The 17,135-nt window shown below is 65.6% G+C and carries 15 protein-coding genes; 9 read left to right on the top strand and 6 right to left on the bottom strand.

The genetic code is table 11. The features are described 5' to 3' along the window. Positions 1–78 precede the first annotated feature (78 nt). A complete protein-coding gene (gene pyrC, locus C9F12_RS02075; RefSeq protein ID WP_045993004.1) occupies positions 79–1,119 on the bottom strand; it encodes a dihydroorotase in 1,041 nt (346 codons plus the stop codon). 260 nt (positions 1,120–1,379) lie between these two features. Between pyrC and C9F12_RS02070 the strand changes: the two genes are divergently transcribed. Next, entirely contained in the window at positions 1,380–1,922 is a 543-nt protein-coding gene (locus C9F12_RS02070; protein WP_345840254.1) for a hypothetical protein, read from the top strand. 234 nt (positions 1,923–2,156) lie between these two features. Here the strand turns inward: C9F12_RS02070 and C9F12_RS02065 are convergent, their stop codons facing one another. Both C9F12_RS02065 and C9F12_RS02060 read right to left on the bottom strand, forming a co-directional pair. Beyond that, entirely contained in the window at positions 2,157–3,398 is a 1,242-nt protein-coding gene (locus C9F12_RS02065) for an FAD-dependent oxidoreductase (RefSeq protein ID WP_108447805.1), read from the bottom strand. A 136-nt stretch (positions 3,399–3,534) separates the two neighbouring features. Continuing rightward, positions 3,535–3,996 (bottom strand): TerB family tellurite resistance protein, encoded by a 462-nt coding sequence (locus C9F12_RS02060; RefSeq protein ID WP_240184138.1) that lies wholly within the window; start codon positions 3,994–3,996, stop codon positions 3,535–3,537. 135 nt (positions 3,997–4,131) lie between these two features. On the opposite strand from C9F12_RS02060, the gene C9F12_RS02055 reads away from it, so the two are divergent. Beyond that, complete coding sequence (locus C9F12_RS02055; RefSeq protein ID WP_108447804.1) at positions 4,132–4,599, top strand: DUF3592 domain-containing protein; 468 nt, start codon at positions 4,132–4,134, stop codon at positions 4,597–4,599. A gap of 130 nt (positions 4,600–4,729) precedes the next feature. Further along, positions 4,730–5,350, top strand: coding sequence for a TetR/AcrR family transcriptional regulator (locus tag C9F12_RS02050; RefSeq protein WP_045993008.1), 621 nt, complete (start codon positions 4,730–4,732; stop codon positions 5,348–5,350). A 72-nt stretch (positions 5,351–5,422) separates the two neighbouring features. Here the strand turns inward: C9F12_RS02050 and C9F12_RS02045 are convergent, their stop codons facing one another. From C9F12_RS02045 to C9F12_RS02035, 3 genes are all read right to left on the bottom strand, one after another. Then, on the bottom strand, positions 5,423–6,067 hold the full coding sequence (locus C9F12_RS02045; protein ID WP_162816368.1) for a lysozyme: 645 nt from the start codon (positions 6,065–6,067) through the stop codon (positions 5,423–5,425). A 389-nt stretch (positions 6,068–6,456) separates the two neighbouring features. Continuing rightward, positions 6,457–7,764 (bottom strand): ArgE/DapE family deacylase, encoded by a 1,308-nt coding sequence (locus C9F12_RS02040; protein ID WP_108447802.1) that lies wholly within the window; start codon positions 7,762–7,764, stop codon positions 6,457–6,459. A 180-nt stretch (positions 7,765–7,944) separates the two neighbouring features. After that, positions 7,945–8,643: a GntR family transcriptional regulator gene (locus tag C9F12_RS02035; protein ID WP_108447801.1), complete on the bottom strand. Its 699-nt coding sequence runs from the start codon at positions 8,641–8,643 to the stop codon at positions 7,945–7,947. A 258-nt stretch (positions 8,644–8,901) separates the two neighbouring features. Here C9F12_RS02035 and C9F12_RS02030 point away from each other — a divergent pair, with 258 nt between their 5' ends. The 6 genes from C9F12_RS02030 to C9F12_RS02005 all read left to right on the top strand — a co-directional run bounded on the left by C9F12_RS02030 (position 8,902) and on the right by C9F12_RS02005 (position 16,920). Continuing rightward, positions 8,902–10,599, top strand: coding sequence for an ABC transporter substrate-binding protein (locus tag C9F12_RS02030; protein ID WP_240184137.1), 1,698 nt, complete (start codon positions 8,902–8,904; stop codon positions 10,597–10,599). Positions 10,600–10,694: 95 nt separating this feature from the next. Continuing rightward, positions 10,695–11,675 (top strand): ABC transporter permease, encoded by a 981-nt coding sequence (locus tag C9F12_RS02025; RefSeq protein ID WP_045993011.1) that lies wholly within the window; start codon positions 10,695–10,697, stop codon positions 11,673–11,675. Beyond that, on the top strand, positions 11,672–12,505 hold the full coding sequence (locus C9F12_RS02020) for an ABC transporter permease (RefSeq protein ID WP_045993012.1): 834 nt from the start codon (positions 11,672–11,674) through the stop codon (positions 12,503–12,505). Before C9F12_RS02025 ends, C9F12_RS02020 begins: the two co-directional genes overlap by 4 nt. A gap of 3 nt (positions 12,506–12,508) precedes the next feature. Then, complete coding sequence (locus C9F12_RS02015) at positions 12,509–14,269, top strand: ABC transporter ATP-binding protein (RefSeq protein WP_108447800.1); 1,761 nt, start codon at positions 12,509–12,511, stop codon at positions 14,267–14,269. Beyond that, positions 14,269–15,699, top strand: coding sequence for an FAD-binding oxidoreductase (locus C9F12_RS02010; protein WP_108447799.1), 1,431 nt, complete (start codon positions 14,269–14,271; stop codon positions 15,697–15,699). Before C9F12_RS02015 ends, C9F12_RS02010 begins: the two co-directional genes overlap by 1 nt. A gap of 99 nt (positions 15,700–15,798) precedes the next feature. Then, the gene (locus C9F12_RS02005; RefSeq protein ID WP_108447798.1) at positions 15,799–16,920 is read left to right on the top strand and encodes an aminotransferase class I/II-fold pyridoxal phosphate-dependent enzyme; all 1,122 of its coding nucleotides are present in this window, start codon (positions 15,799–15,801) and stop codon (positions 16,918–16,920) included. Positions 16,921–17,135: the final 215 nt, after the last annotated feature.

Genomic DNA, 17,135 nt, shown 5'->3' with positions numbered 1-17,135 from the left:
AGTATGAGGTCCGGGTACCAGGCCGCGGCTCGAGGTCGCCACGTCAGGTCATCGCATCAGGTCATCGCATCAGGTCTGTCAGTCCTGGCGCATCTTCCAGCCCAGAGTTTCACCGGCACGCAGCGGTACCAGCGTCTTGCCTTCGCCAAACGGCAGTTCTGCCGGTACCTGCCACTCGACCTTGTCCAGGGTGATCGAGTCGCTGTTGCGCGGCAGACCATAGAAGTCGGGACCGTGGTGACTGGCGAACCCTTCCAGCCGATCCAGCGCGCCGGCCTGTTCAAAGGCGGTGGCGTACAGCTCGATGGCCGTCAGCGCGGTATAGGCGCCGGCACAGCCACAGTCACTTTCCTTGTCGTGACGGGCATGGGGCGCGCTGTCGGTGCCGAGGAAGAAGCTCTTGTCGCCCGAGGTCGCCGCCTCGATCAGCGCCTCGCGATGACGCTCGCGCTTGAGGATCGGCAGGCAATAGTAATGCGGGCGAATCCCGCCCACCAGCATGTGGTTGCGGTTGTAGAGCAGGTGATGAGCGGTGATGGTCGCGCCGATATTCGACGGCGACTCGGCCACGAAGCGCGCCGCGTCGGCGGTGGTAATATGCTCAAACACCACCTTGAGATCAGGATGACGGGACAGCAGCGGCTTCATGACCCGCTCGATGAACACCGCCTCGCGATCGAAGATGTCGATCTCGTGATCGGTCACCTCGCCATGCACCAGCAACGGCATCCCCAGCCGTGCCATGGTGGCTACCGCTTCCTCGCAGTGACGCAGATCGGTCACGCCTGAGTCGGAATTGGTGGTGGCCCCGGCCGGATACAGCTTGACCGCCTGCACCTTGCCGCTGCCCCAGGCCGTCTCGATGTCTTCCGAAGTGGTGCGATCGGTAAGATAGAGGGTCATCAGCGGTTCGAACTGGCTTTCCGCAGGCAAGGCAGCCAAGATGCGTTGGCGGTAGTCCAGTGCCTGGTCCAGATTGGTCACCGGCGGCTTGAGGTTCGGCATGATGATCGCACGGCCCATCTGGCGGGCGGTATCGGCCACCACGGAGGCCAGAGCGACGCCGTCGCGCAGGTGGAGGTGCCAGTCGTCGGGCCGGGTCAAGGTAATCGCAGTCACTTGTTATCCTGTCGTCGAGTGATCCATGGTCGGGCGCAGTATACCGTAAAGGGCAAGGTTTCATGGCCCAAACGGGGTGAGATTTCGCGTATCATTCGAGGGACATGCGCCCGGATCTGATCCGCACCGTCGAGGAGTCGCGGCACGTTACCATCGATGTCCGGGGCGATACGTTGTCAAGGCGCCGTCAACGAGCCGACGAGTCCCAGGGCCTCTGGCCGCGCGCAGACTTATTACAGAAATATCCTAGCGAGAGTTACATGCCCAAGGTTCGTCACTACGCCGACCTCGTCGCCACCCTGGCAGGCCTGATGTGGCTGATGCTTTACTGGTCGATCAGCGTGTCGCTGCATATCGGCAGCGCCGAGCCGGCCCTGGCCGCCCTGCTGCTGCTCGGCAGCATGATCCTGGTGAGCTTCGTTCACCGTCCGGTGCGGGTGATGCTGGGCCGCTACCACGTCCGCAAGCGGCGCACGGAGATGTGGATGCACATCCTGGCGCTGCCGCTGAACCTGGCGTTTCTGCTGGCCATCGGCATTGACCATCTGATTACACCGATGAGCGGCGCCCAGAAGATGCTGCTGTTCAATGTACTGGCGACGGCCAGCTGGCTGGTGTTCCTGGTGACGCTGCTGATCAAGCTGCTGGCACGCGCCCTGGCCGATCGCCGCGGGTCATCCGGCGCCGAGCCTGCTCTTTCGACCAATAGCTCGACCAATAGCTCGAACGCTACCTTGAACGATACCTCGAACGACGGTAAATCAGCCTCCGGCCTTCACCGTCGTGACGCCGACGAGGCCTGATAAAGGCCTCAGATCATGACGGGGCCGATGTCTGGTCACCGACTGGCCCCAGCCTGACCAGCCCCGCCGCCGCCGACAACGGCGCTTGCACGCAGCTTGCGCGCAGCTTCACCACCTCTTTCGCCCTCGCTGACTGCCACGCCAGACCGCCCCTTGCAGAGGCGGCATGGCCCCGGACTACCAGCATGGGACGGCGCTAACGCACTTCCGGCATGGGCCGGCGCCAGCGCGGGATCAGAAGCGGTCTACCCTGAACGGCGCCATATCGATGTCCGGCTGCTCGCCATCGATGACCTGCGCCAGCAGCTTGCCGGTCACCGGGCCCAGGGTGAAGCCCTGATGACCGTGGCCACAGGCCAGCCACAAGCCTGACTGCCCGGGTACGCCACCGATCACCGGCTTCATGTCCGGGGTACAGGGTCTGGCGCCTTTCCATGGCGTGGGCTCGAGACGCTGCCCCAGCGGAAACAGCTTGCGCGCCTGCTGCTCCGCTGCCTCCAGCTGTTCCAGGTGGGCCGGCGCATCAAGACGCTCGAGCTCGGCCCCCGTGGTCAGGCGAATCCCGCTGCTCATGGGCGCCAGCAGATAGCCTACCTCGGCGTCCATCACCCAGTGGGTCAGCCTGGCGCCATCCGACTGACCATAGTGCATATGGTAGCCACGCTTGACGAACAGCGGGATCGACAGACCCAGGGCCTTCATCCAGTCCTGTGACCAGGGACCCAACGCCATCACCAGCCCATCTGCCTCCAGGGTGTCGCCCGAAGTGTCGATGCGCCAGGTATCGCCCTGCCGGCGCACATCGGTGACGTCCGCCTGGATGATCTCACCGCCATCATCGGAAAATGACTTGGCGTAGGCGGCCACCAGATCACCCGGACTTGCCACCGTCCAGGGATCGAGCCAGTGGATCGCCCCGGCAAGTCCGGGCTCCAGATCCGGCTCAAGGCGCACCAGCGCCTCGCTGTCGAGGTAGTCGAAGCGGATGCCGAAGCGCTTGGCATCGACCTCGGCCTGGGCCGCTCGCTCACCCAGCGCCTTGCTGCTCCGATAGACCTCGAGCCAGCCCTGGCGACGTACCAGCGCGTCGGCACCGGAAGCTTCGATCATCGCCGAGTGGGCCTCCAGGCAGCCGCCTATCAGCGAGGCGTACTCCGGTACGATCTGCTCGTAGCGGGCGGGCGCAGAATTCTGCCAGTACTTGAGCAGCGTCCCGGCGCTTGCGAACATCGCGCCCGGCCGATAGCGGATGTCGATCTGACGATTGGGTACCACCCGCAACAAGGTCGCCAGATCGCGCGGGAAGGCATAGGGACGCACCGCCTCGCGCTGGATGATGCCGGCGTTGCCGTAGGAGGTCTCGCGACCGGGCTCACGGCGGTCGACAAGTGTGACCTGGTGGCCACGGCGTCTCAGATGCCACGCCACCGACACACCGACCATGCCGGCTCCCACTACCACCATCTTGCGCGACATCATTTCCTCCTTGTCCTATAACGCCTGCTAACGTCTGATGACGTGTGATTACCTGGACATGCCGCCCACCGCCAGTAAAACCATGGCGACCACGGCGTCATATGCAGAAAAACTTATTGTAGCGTCAAGACTTTCGCTACACACCCTCGGCGCGATTCTGTTCGACGATGCGGGTGCGCACGAAGTCCGAGTGGCTGACGTGCAACAGCTCCGCCAGGGCGCGAATACGGTGTTCCTCCAGGGCATCCTTCTCGCCGTCGGCAAACGCCAGCGCCCACATCTGCTGTACCAGCGCGACCCGATCCTGGTAGCCGGTGCGGTCACGCAACTCGCGCACGAAGCGGTGATGATCCACCGCACCCTCGGCCTCTTCCCGAGCCAGTGTCATCAGCTCGTCCAGCGCTTCGTCCTCGAGTTCGAACTGTTCCTTGAGCTGGCTGCGCATCAGATGGATCTCGCAGTCATCCAGTCGGTAGTCCGCACGCATCACCTCGCACAGCAGCACCGCCGTGGCCAGTGACAGGTCCACCCTGGACGACGCATCCTCTTGCTGCGCCACATCATTGATCCAACGCTTCAGGGACGCCATCATCGTCATCGTGTTTTCCTCGTTGTTGCGCCTTCCAAGAGTTGCGCTTTCCAGGAGTTGCGCCTTCCAGGAGGCTCATGAACCGCCCGTGACGGCGCCCCCTGCTTCGCCCTCGACATTCATGGGCTCATTCGGAATACCACCATGCCTCATCCGCTGCTGATCGTCTCCCTTGCCGCTCTGATCGGCGCCGTCATCGCCGGCGTCGGCGCGTACAAGGTCCGCGACGTCAACCGCTGGCCGACTACCGAGGCCACCGTGACCCACGCCGAGGTCCGGCTGGCGGAAGCCCAGCGCCACCAGCGCGAGCGAGACGATCAGCAAAGGCGTTACCTGGCAGTGCTGCGCTTCGAAGCCACCATCGACGGTCGGCGTATTCAATCCGACAACGCGGGCTTCGATGGCGTTCCCTCCTTCACCCGACAGGAAGACGCCGATGCCTACATCGCCGACTACCCCGTAGGCAGCGTCGTGCGTGTGCGCTACTCACCGCGCAAGCCTGAGCTGATGCATGTGGGCAACGCCTCGCTGCCCTGGGGCCGCATCGGCCTGGCGGGTTTCCTGCTGGTGGCAAGCCTCGGCGCCTTCGCACTGTTCTCGTTCAAGACCTGAATCACGCCTCACGCCCACTCGCTGTCGCCAGCCCCCGTACAACCTGGCGTTGAAACATGGATGTGTAATGCAGACTACAATCGTCCCGACAGCCTGATATCGCCCCCTCCTGGATTGATGGAAAGCCACGATGACGTCCGCAGATTCATGCTCTACACCGAAGGGCGAGGCCCGCCGCCAGCGGCTGCTGGCCGCCGCCCGCGAGGTATTCCTGGACAAGGGCTACGCCGGCGCCAGCGTCAATGACATCGTCGCCCGAGCGGGCGGCTCGCTAAGCACCCTCTACAAGCTGTTCGGCAACAAGGAGGGGCTATTCACCGCGGCCCTGGAAGCCCAGGCGTCCAGTGTCTGGTGTCGACTGGGACAGGCCGGCGAGCGTCCGCCGCAAGAGGTGCTGGAGGAGCTTGCCCGAGACCTGATCGACCTGGCGCTGCCAAACGCCAACATCCGACTGATTCGTGGCATCGCCGCCGAGGCCGAGCGCGCCCCGGAGCTGGGAGCACTGTTTCTCGATCACGGCCCGGATCGTACCCGCCGTGAACTGGCCGACTACCTGCGCGACCAGCATGCCCGCGGCAAGCTGGTGGTAAAGGACCCGCGCACCTCGGCCGGCTTGTTTACCGGTATGGTGCTCGGGGAATGGATGCTCGATTCGCTGGTCGGGCGCCCACCCTCGCTGACACTGGAGGCGAGAGACCACCGCGCACGCTACGCGACCGAGCTTTTTCTGGCTGGGCATGCACCGACTTGAAGATAGAGTTGACTCCTTGCCCCACCCCGCTTCGGGCACCTCTTCTAGCGGGCTCGCTACAAGAAAACCTGCTTAGATGTCAGGCCCGTAGTCACCCTCTTTAAAGATGCGCCACTCCTCGGCGCGACGCCGCTCCAGTCCTGGCATCACCTCGCCGCCAGCGTACTTCCAGGCAAGCCACGCCTGTTCCAGCGTCGCGTATGGGGTCACCGTACGGGAATCACACAGCATGGCCACCAGTGAAGAGTTTGAAAATGCCGCCAGTCCGATATTGAAGGCCAGCAACACCAGGGCATCGAACTGGTGCTGACGAAGACCTCGCGCGCCCACCCTGGGACGACAGGCCTCGAGGCGATCGAGCACCCCAAGCTCCACGTGCTGCAGGTCCTGGCGCAACAGTGACTCCGCCCAGTTCCTGTCGATGCCGTTGGCAAACCGCGGCCACTGCTGTCGAATGATCAGATGGCCCACACCGATCGTCGCCCCCTTCTGCCAGTGGTGGATGGGCGCTCCACTCAGGTCGAGATAGGGCATCAGCCGGCAGCCCTCGGCGTTGATCAACCATCGTCGCCCTCTCGGGCTCAGCCGACCGGGCGGAGGACTGACCTCCGCGTCGATCGCCTCGTAGAGCGAAACCGGTCTCGGCCCTGTACGCCTTGCCCCGCTGGCTGCGGGATTCTCCTCGGGGTCATCCTTGCTGCCCACTTGTGTTGCCATGCCACCCTCCCTGCGAATTGACGCGGGCTCTGCATGAAAGGTCGACATTCCTGAGACCGCGCGTGCAGCACCCGCCGCTCCACTCCATGGAATAACGCTTTTAGAGTGGCAGCCTGCTGACGGCAAAACCCCGACTCAGGACAACAGAAACCGAGTCGTTCGGCGGTCGCAGACGAAAGTGCTCGACCCAGTCAACCTTGGAGGGTCGAGTTTGAAGCGAGGGATTTGGCGGGCGGGTCTTGCAGACAGGCCTGCGGGTCAGGCTTTCGCGATGAGCGTGCAGGCTTTGCTTGTGGACCGAGCGTGCAGGCCGGGCTTGCACGGCGAACGTGAGGGCCGTGAAGGCCCGGCCAGGGCTGGCCGGGCCAGCGCTGGCCGGACTATGGGTATCACTGCGGACAGGTATCGGAAGCGACCTGGCCTTCGGCCCAGCGCCCCCAGCGATACAGAAACAGCGCGTAGGCCTTGAGGGTGTGCTGGATAGAGGCAATCTCGACCCGCTCATCGATGCCATGGATGCGTTCGGCCACGGGCCCGTAGCAGGTCCCGGCGATGCCGTGTCGATTGAGCGCTCGCAGATCCGTGGTGCAGGTCAACGCCACCGAGGGCAGCTCCTCACCGGTCAGGGCACGATGACAATCGGCCAGCAGGGCGACCCCGGGGCTGTCGGTGTCGACGTGGTGGCCCTCGGAGCGAAAGCCGTGAAACTCGACGTCCAGTCCGGAGATGCCCGGGCCCAGCGAGGCGCTGGCCGCCTCGACGCAGCGCCGCACCTTTTCCATGATGTCTTCCACCCGGACTTCAGGCGCGAAGCCGATACGTCCCTCCAGGGTCGCCCGGGACGGCACGCTGGACGCCCAGTTGCCCCCTTCGATCTTGCCGATATTCAGGTTGAACGGGTGCTCGATCTCGTCATAGGGCGGCTCGCGCCCGGCGTTCAGTTCCGCCTCCAGTGCCTTGAGCGGCGCCACCACCGACTGGATCGCCTCGATGGCGTTGGCCCCGGCGGCGGTATCCAGCACGTGGGCCGGCACCCCGTCCAGCGACACCTTGAACCACAGGGTGCCGATCTGGGCCGTGGTCAGGGTCGCCCCGAACGGCTCGGGAATCAGCGCAAAGTCGCCGCGGCCGTCACGGGCCAGGCAGGCCAGCGCACCATGGCCGGTGCATTCTTCCTCGATCACCGTCTGCAGCGTCAGCGGAAAATCGATCTCGAGCCCTGCCCGCTTCATCGCCGCCACCGCCGTCACCATGGCGGCGATGCCGGCCTTCATGTCGCCGGCGCCGCGCCCGTAAAGCCAGCCATCCTCCTGCCAGGCTTCCCAGGGCGGACGAGACCACATCGACAGCGGCTCCGCCGGCACCACGTCCAGGTGGCCGTTGAAGATCAGGTGCGGCCTGGACGAGGTGCCGTTGATCACCGAGATCAGGTTGTGTCGGTCGACACCCCTGGCCACCGCTGCCTGCTCGGCATCTGCGCCTTTCTCGGGCAGTGGTACGCGCTCGACAGGCAGCCCCATGTCCAGCAGATGGCTTTCCATCACCTCAAGTACCCCGGCCTCCGCCCCCAGTACGCTGTACTCGCGCACCAGAGCGCTGGTCAGGGCAAGGGTCTCCGGCATCAATTCATCGCAGGCATCGAGCAGCCGCCGTTCGTTGGCGTCCAGGGCATCGGTGGATAGTTGTGGTGTCGTCATTGACGGCAAATTCCGCATGTTAAATGTGTTTTACGCTTACTAGTTATGCACCTTCGAGCACCTGCAACACAAGCCCACCGCACCCGATACAAGCTCTAGCCGCGGCCCCGGGCCCACCGTTCGACCAGGACTTCCCTCACTATTTGAGCCACGACGTCACTCCCGACGCCGCCCACTCGTTCAGCCACGCGCCACCCCGGCGTGATCGGCCAACCGCTCGATCACCGAGTCCCTAGCCACGCCAATATGGTAGTCCACCTCGTCCCGGCAGCGCTGAGGATCACCGCTCTTCAGTGCCTCCAGCAGCCGCCAGTGGGAAGCGGCGATGCTTTCGGGGGTCTCGTGGGTACGGGTGATCAGGGTGATGCACAGCCGCAGCTCGAAGCTCAGGTCGTCGAAGGCACGTGCCAACCGGGCGTTGTCGGCCAGCTCGAACACCAGGCGATGAAAGGCCAGGTCCTCCTCGATCTTGAGCCCCTCGTCGTCACCGGCGGCGACCTCGCACAGACGACTGATCTGCCGATGCAGACGCTGCTCGGTATCCGCGTCGAAGCGCGTCATAACACGCTCGAAGGCGTGGCGTTCCAGACCGATGCGCAGATCGAAGACATCGCTCAGCTCGGCCACATCCAGGGTACGCACGAAGAACCCGCGCCGCGGTCGCGATACCAGCAGGCCACGGCTCTCCATCAGCCTGGCGGCCTCGCGCACCGGGGCCCGGCTGATGCCGAGCTCCGCCGCCAGCCCCGCCTCCGACAATCGCTCGCCCGGTGCGAAGCGCGAGGCCAGGATCGCCTCGGTCAAGTAGTCGACCACCTGGTCCACCAGGTTGCGCTGAACCACGAAGGGCGCGGCTGAGGGGTCCCGAGGAATGGCCATGCTCGACTCCCGTAGTTGGCCTGAAGGGTCATACCCCAGTATGACCGCATCCAGCGTCGAACAACAGTCGATTGCCGACTGTCGACAGTTTGTGCCGAGGCTGCTAGGTTCTTAAGGGCTTACGGAAATCCCCAACAACAACAGTCCCGGAGCTGGCCTCAGCGACGCGAAAGCCCGGCAACAGCGCACTGGCAGCGCTTTCTGCCCCTGGCTTCACGCACCTCTGGCAACACCTCCGGGCCACCAAGGTGCCCTGATATGACCTCGAACTCCCGCCACCCCCGCTTCGCCGTTCTGCCATCTTGCTCGCCGCTGCCTCCCTCGACCCGGGCAAGCTCGACTCAGGCACGCGCCTCTCGCTTCAACGCCTCCCTGCTGACGCTGGGGCTCGCCGCCCTGCTGCCGCTGGCGGCCACCCAGGCGCTGGCCCAGGACGACGGCCAAGACGCCCAGCAAGAGGCCACCCAGGAACCCCAGCGGGGCGGTGTCATCGACACCATCATCCAGCCGGAGCCGCCGGGCCTGGTGCTGGGCATGATCCAGAACGCCCCCACCCGCACGGTGGCCGGCAACATCTACGAGGGCCTGCTGCGCTACTCCACCGACATGGAGCCGATGCCGCAACTGGCCAAGAGCTGGGAGGTCAGCGAAGACGGCCTGACCTACACCTTCCACCTTCAGGAAAACGCCAAGTGGCATGACGGCGAGGCCTTCACCGCCGAAGACGTGGTGTTCTCCGCCGACGTCTTCCACCGCGACTTGAATCCCAGCGCCCGTGCGGTGCTCGAGCACGTCGAGAGCATCGAGGCGACCGACGACCACACCGTGGTGTTCACCCTGAAGAAGCCCTTCGGCCCCTTCCTGATCTCGTTCGAGGCCGGCACCTTCACCATGGTGCCCGAGCACATCTACGCCGGCACCGACTTCCGCAACAACGAGGCCAACAACCATCCCATCGGCACCGGCCCGTTCCAGTTCGACAGCTGGGATCGCGGCACCGTCATCAAGCTGACCCGCTTCGATGACTACTACGAGGAAGGCCTGCCCTACCTCGATGGCATCAACTGGCACGTCATCCCGGACGGCGCCTCCCGCGCGGTGGCCTACGAGAACGGTACCGTCGACGTGCTGCCCTACGGCACCGTGGAGAACTTCGACGTTCCCCGGCTGACCGCCATGGACAACACCTGCGTGACCGAGAAGGGCCACGAGTACTTCAGCCCCTTCGCCATGCTGTGGATGAACAATCGTGAAGGACCGACCGCCGACAAGCGCTTCCGCCAGGCGGTGATGTACGCCATGGACCGCGAGTTCGCCCGGGACGTGCTGTGGAACGGCACCGGCAAGGTGCCGGCAGGGGCCTTCGGTTCCAACGCCAAGTTCAACGACCCGGACCTCGAGGGCTACAGCTACGACCCGGACAAGGCCGAGGAACTGCTCGACGAGATGGGATACGACGGCGAAGAGGTGCGTCTGTTGCCGATGCCCTACGGTGAAACCTGGAGCCGCTGGGCCGAGGCAGTACAGCAGAACCTCAAGGAGGTGGGCATCAACGTGCGCACCGAGGCCACCGACGTGGGCGGCTGGAACCAGCGCCTGGGTGAGCGCGACTACGACCTGGCGTTCACCTACCTGTACCAGTACGGCGACCCGGCGCTCGGCATCTCGCGCACCTACCTGTCCACCAACACCGAGAAGGGCTCGCCCTGGAACAACGTCGAGGGCTACCAGAATCCCGAGGTGGATGAGCTGTTCAACGCTGCCGCCACTGCCTATCCGGACAGCGAGCGTGAGCGTCTCTACCACGAGGTACAGCAGATCCTGCTCGAGGACGCACCGCTCGGCTGGCTGCTGGAGCTCGGCTTCCCGACCATCTACCGCTGCAACGTCAACAATCTGGTGACCTCTGCGGTGGGCGTCAACGACGGCTTCAAGGACGCCTGGATCGCCGACTGAGCCAAAAAAAGCGATACGGCGCGGCCCAAGGTGGGCCGCGCCAGCCCTGATTTCGCTGCTGCCATCACCACAGGCTTACTGCCCGGGACCTCACCATGCTCTACGCCCGCCTGATCATTTCACGACTGTTGAAGGCCGCCATCGTGCTGCTGCTGATCGTCGTGTTCAATTTCGTGCTGATCCAGCTCGCCCCCGGCGACCCGGCGGCCATCCTGGCCGGGGAAGCCGGCGCCGCCGATGAAGCCTTCATCGCCCAGCTGCGCGAGCAGTTCGGGCTGGACCAGCCCATGTATGTCCAGCTGTGGCACTACGTGTCCGGCATCCTGACCCTGGACTTCGGCTACTCCTACCGCCAGCAGATGCCGGTGCTGGACCTGATCCTCGACCGCCTGCCCGCCACCCTGCTGCTGACCGGCACCGCCTTCGTGCTGTCGCTGGTGCTCGGCATCCTCGCCGGCTCCATGGCCGCGATGCGCGTCAAGAAGGCCTCGGGCTCGCTGATCATGGCGCTGGCCCTGCTGTTCTACGCCACCCCGCTGTTCTGGGTGGCGCTGATGGCGGTGGTGCTGTTCTCGGTGTACCTGGACTGGCTGCCCGCCTACGGCATGTTTACCGTCGGCGCCAACCTGGAAGGCCTGGCCTACGCCCTGGACGTGGCCAAGCACCTGGTACTGCCGGCCACTACCCTGGGCCTGTTCTTCATGGCCATCTATACGCGCATGACCCGCGCCTCGATGCTCGACGCCGCCCAGCAGGACTTCGTCAAGACTGCCAAAGCCAAGGGCCTGGCGCCAAGGGTCATCCAGCGCCGCCATATCCTGCGCAACGCCCTGTTGCCGATCATCACCCTGGCGGGGCTGCAGGCCGGCCAGATGGTCGGCGGCGCCATCCTCACCGAGACGGTGTTCGCCTGGCCCGGCATCGGCCGACTGATGTACGAGGCGCTGATGCAGCGTGACTACAACCTGCTGCTCGGCATCTTCTTCTTCTCCGCCGCCCTGGTGATCCTGTTCAACATCGCCACCGACCTGGTCTATCGACTGGCCGATCCACGCATCAAGGGGGCCGCCGCATGAGTTTCTTCGCCCGTTTCGCCCAGAACCGAGGCGCCCTGGTGGGACTGATCATCCTGTGGGCGATCATCCTGATGGCCGTGCTGGCCCCGGTGCTGTTCCCCGAATCCCCCTGGCGCATGGTGCAGCGCCCCTTCCTGCCGCCGCTGGCCCAGGACGGCTTCTGGCTCGGCACCGACACCATGGGCCGCAACGTCGCCGCCGGACTGATGCACGGTGCCTGGGTATCGCTGCTGATCGGCCTGGTATCCACCGCCGTGGCGCTGGCCATCGGCGTGCCGCTGGGCGCCATCGCCGGCTACTACGGCGGCCTGGTGGACGACGCCCTGATGCGCTTCACCGAGTTCTTCCAGACCATCCCCAACTTCGCCCTGGCCATCGTGCTGGTGGCGATCATGCAGCCCAGCGTGACCTCCATCGTGCTGGCCATCGCCATCGTCAGCTGGCCGCCGGTGGCCCGCCTGGTGCGCGCCGAGTTCATGTCGCTGCGCCATCGCGAATACGTCGAAGCGGCGCGCCTGGTCGGCCAGACCAACACCCAGATCATCCTGCGCCAGATCCTGCCCAACACCCTGTCGCCGATCATCGTGCTGGCCTCGCTGATGGTGGCTACCGCCATCCTGCTGGAGTCGGCGCTGTCGTTTCTCGGCCTCGGTGATCCCAACGTGATGTCCTGGGGCTACATGATCGGCGCTGCACGCACCGTGATTCGCCAGGCCTGGTGGCTGTCGTTCTTCCCCGGCCTTGCGATCCTGTTGACCGTGCTGGCATTGAACCTGGTCGGCGAAGGGCTCGATGACGCCCTCAACCCCAAACTCGCACGGGAGCGCTGAGCCATGAACACCTTTGACAACAGCACCACCGGCACCAGCGCTTCCACTGCATCGCGCAGCGAACCGGTGAAGGTGCCGAAGGGAGCAACCGCTGGCGATCCTTGCGGCGATCACAGCGGCGATCCCGCCCCGGAACCGATCCTGCGCATCGAGGGCCTGAGCGTCGCATTGCCCGCCGGCGCCGATCGCGAATACGCCGTGGAAGAGCTGTCCTATGAGGTCAGCCCCGGCGAGATTCTGTGCGTGGTGGGCGAATCCGGCTCCGGCAAGTCCATGGCCGCCAACACCGTCATGGGCCTTCTGCCCAAGGGCGTGCGCCCGGTGGCCGGGCGGGTGATGTTCGAGGGCGAGGACGTGCTGACCCTCGACGAGAAGCGTCACCGGGCGCTGCGCGGCAAGAAGATCGGCATGATCTTCCAGGAGCCGATGACCGCCCTCAACCCGCTGATGCGTATCGGCGACCAGATCGCCGAGGTGTTCGAGGCCCACGGCGAGCTCAAGGGCGCCGAACGTCAGGCCCGGGCGCTGGAGCTGCTCAAGGAAGTCCGCCTGCCCCAGCCCGAACGGGCCATCCGCGCCTACCCCTTCGAGCTCTCCGGCGGCCAGCGCCAGCGGGTGATGATCGCCATGGCGCTAGCGCTGGAACCGAAGCTGTTGATCGCCGATGAGCCCACCACCGCGCTGGACGTCACTACCCAGGCGCAGATCCTCGAGCTGATCGCCGACCTGCAACGTCGCCACCATATGGCGGTGATGTTCATCACCCACGACTTCGGCGTGGTCGCCGAGATCGCCAACCGGGTGTGCGTGATGCGCCACGGCCGGATCGTCGAGATCGGTCGCCGTGACGAGGTGCTCGACAACCCCCGTCACGACTATACCCGGGCGCTGATCGAGGCCATTCCCAGCGACGCCGCACCGCCCGAGCGCGAGCCGATGGCGCCGACGCCGATCCTCGAGGTACGCGATCTGAATCGGGTATTCCGTTCCCGCGGCGGGCTGTTCAAGCCCTCCCGTGAGGTACGCGCCCTGGACGAGGTCAGCTTCACCCTGTCACGCGGCGAGACCATCGGCATCGTCGGCGAGTCGGGCTCCGGCAAGTCGACCCTGGGGCGCTGCGTCGTGCGTCTGGAGCGCCCCGACAGCGGCGAGATCCTGCTCGGCGGCGAAGACCTGTCCGCGCTCAAGGGCGACGCCCTGCGGCGCCAGCGCCACCGGGTGCAGATGGTATTCCAGGACCCCTACGCCTCGCTCAACCCGCGCACCCGGGTGGGCATGGCCATCGCCCAGGGCCCCATCGCCAACGGCGTGCCCCGCGACCAGGCATTGGCCAAGGCCGACGAGCTGCTCGAACTGGTGGGGCTTGGCGGCAGCGCCGACCGCTTCCCTCATGAGTTCTCCGGCGGTCAGCGCCAGCGCATCGGCATCGCCCGCGCCCTGGCACTGGACCCGGAGTTGATCGTCGCCGATGAAGCGGTATCGGCGCTGGACGTATCGATCCAGGCCCAAGTGCTGGAGCTGCTCGAGGATCTGAAGCAACGCTTCTCGCTGTCGCTTCTGTTCATCACCCACGACCTGCGCGTCGCCGCCCAGATCTGCGATCGCATCATCGTCATGCAGAAGGGCCGCATCGTCGAACAGGGCAGCGCCCAGGAGGTTTTCACCCGACCTCAGGCCGACTACACCCGCGAACTGCTCGCCGCCATTCCCGGCCGCGACAAGACCACCGATGACAAGACCAGCAAAGAGGAGACCACCCTCTGATGGCCGTCACCTCCCAGCAACTATCGCCGTCGCTTGCCACGCTGATCGAGACACTGCGCGAGCGCCTGGGCGCCGCCCAGGTGCTGACCGGCGACGACGTGGCAAGCCGCCAGGTGGACTGGCTGAGCGGGGCGCCCTGTCGCGCCGCGGCCATCGTGCGGCCCGGCACCCCCGAGCAGGTAGCAGAGGTGCTCGCCCTGTGCCACCAGGCCCGACAGCCCATCGTCACCCACGGCGGCCTGACCGGGCTGGTCCACGGCGCGGAAACTGCCCCGGACGAGCTGGCGCTGTCACTCGAGCGTCTTGCCGCCATCGAGGAGATCGACCCGGTGGCCGGCACCATCACCGTGCAGGCCGGCGCGCCGCTGCAGAAGGTCCAGGAAGCCGCCCGCGAGGTCGGCATGCAGTTCGCGCTCGACCTGGGCGCCCGGGGCAGCTGCAGCATCGGTGGCAATATCGCCACCAACGCCGGCGGCAACCGGGTGATCCGCTACGGCATGATGCGCCAGCAGGTGCTGGGGCTCGAGGCGGTGCTGGCCGATGGCCAGGTGATCAGCGCCATGAGCCCGATGCTCAAGAACAACGCCGGCTACGACCTCAAGCAGCTGTTCATCGGCAGCGAAGGCACCCTGGGCGTGGTCACCCGGGCGGTGCTCAAGCTGCAGCCAGCGCTTGGCGATACCCGCACCGCGCTGGTCGCCTGCCCCGACTTCACCTCGATGACGTCGTTGCTTACGCACCTGCGTGACAGCCTTGGCGGCAGCCTGGCCGCCTTCGAGGCCATGTGGCAGAACCACTTCGCCCTGATCACCGAACAGGAGCGTCATCAGCCGCCGCTGGACACCGACGCACCCTACTACGCCCTGGTCGAGTCCCTGGCCAACGACGAGGACCACCACCGCCAGCAGTTCGAGGCGGCACTCGAAGCGTCCGTCGAACAGGGCTGGGTGGTCGACGCCGTGATCGCCCAGTCGGAAAGCCAGCGCGACAAGCTATGGGCGATTCGCGATGATATCGAAGGACTGGTGGAGGCGCTCTCGCCGATCATGGCCTTCGACGTCAGTCTGCCGATCGGCGAAATGCAGGACTATGTCGCCGAGGTTCAGGCACGCCTCGAGGCCCGCTGGCCACAGGTGCGCCTGGCGGTGTTCGGCCATCTGGGCGACGGCAACCTGCACCTGTCGGTGGGTGTGGGCAGCGACGATCCGGACACCCGCCACGAGGTCGAGGCCTGCCTCTACGAGCCGCTGGCCCGGGTCATGGGATCGATCTCCGCCGAGCACGGCATCGGCCTGGAAAAGCGCGACTGGCTGTCGATCTCGCGAAGCCCCGAGGAACTCGCGCTGATGGCGACGCTCAAGCGCACCCTCGACCCCCATGGCCTGCTCAACCGCCACAAGGTGGTGCCCTGGTCCGCGCTACAGACCTGACCTGACGTGACCTATTAGCATAGGCCGCTGTCGTAACGCTCTCGGACCACCCTCTGACACGCCTCCGCCCCCTTCAAGCCAACTCCCACAGGACATCCCATGGCATCCGATACCCCCACCTTCGCCGACCACCTCTACTCCCCGGGACCGGACAACCCCTTCCCTGGCATCTGGGTGCTGAAGCGCCGTATCGGCAAGGAGATCCCCCACCGTCTGGGCTCCAACGAAGGCCTGGACATGCCCCATCGCGCCCTGCGCGAGCACTTCGGTGACGCCATGGTCGAGCACGTCTACTGCTACGGTGACTCCGAGGCCCTGGGCGTGCGCGAACGTCTCGTCCGGCTGCACGGCTTCGACCTGGACACCCTGCTGGTGGACGCCGGCTGCGACAGCCTGCTGGCGCTGGTGCTGCGGGCCACCGCCCCCGCCGGTACCAGCGTGGTCAGCTCCGCCGGCACCTACCCCACCTTCGGCTACTTCGCCAAGGGCCAGGGCTGCCGCCTGATCGAGGTCGACTACGAGGAGACCGCCGACCACCTGGCGCCGGACATCGACGCCCTGATCGACGCCGCCCACCGCCACCACGCTCGGCTCGTCTACCTGGCCAACCCGGACAACCCCACCGGCTTCGTCCACGACGAGGCTACGGTCGCGCGGTTGCGTGACGCCCTGCCTGATGACTGCTGGCTGCTGCTGGACGAGGCCTACCACGACTTCCGCGACGACGCCGCCAAGCCAAGCTTTACCCGCGCCCTGCCCGGGGTGATTCGCTGTCGCACCCTGTCCAAGGCCCACGGCCTGGCCGGGCTGCGGGTGGGCTACGCCATCGCCGAGCCCGACACCCTGGCGATGCTGATGAAGGTGCGCATCCACTACGCGGTGTCGACCCTGAGCCTGGCCGCCGCCGAGGTGGTGCTGGACCACCAGGACGAGACCGACGTCCACATCCAGGCGGTGCTGGAGCGTCGAGCGCGCCTTTCCGAGCACTTCAAGGCGCTGGGCGCCGACGTGCTGGAGAGCGGCACCAACTTTATCGGTATTCGTCTGGCCGATGCGGATCTGGCCAAGCAGGTCAACGCCGACCTGCTGGACGAAGGCAAACTGATCGCACGCCCGGCTCACCCGGCCCTCGGCCATGTGCTGCGCATCACCGCCGTGGCCGACGCCCTCGAGCCCGGTCGGCTTGCCCGCCTCGAGCAGGCGGTGCGTGAAGGAGTCTGAGGCCAAGGCTGAGGCGATGGAGAAATTGATCTTCCAGGCGAAGGTCTCGATGGCAGGCGAGACCTCGGTGCCAGACAGGATATTAACGGCAGGCGAGGTCTCAATGGCAGAGGATAGCTCAACAAAAAGTACCGCCAGGGGACCGAGGTCGCCTGGCGGTAATGCTGGGGTGATGTAAGCGCCTTAAGCCCTATCGCATGCCAGCATAGCAATCG

The sequence above is a fragment of the Halomonas sp. BN3-1 genome, assembly GCF_003056325.1.
GTDB lineage: Bacteria > Pseudomonadota > Gammaproteobacteria > Pseudomonadales > Halomonadaceae > Halomonas > Halomonas litopenaei.
This window is presented reverse-complemented; position numbering and strand designations above follow the sequence as displayed.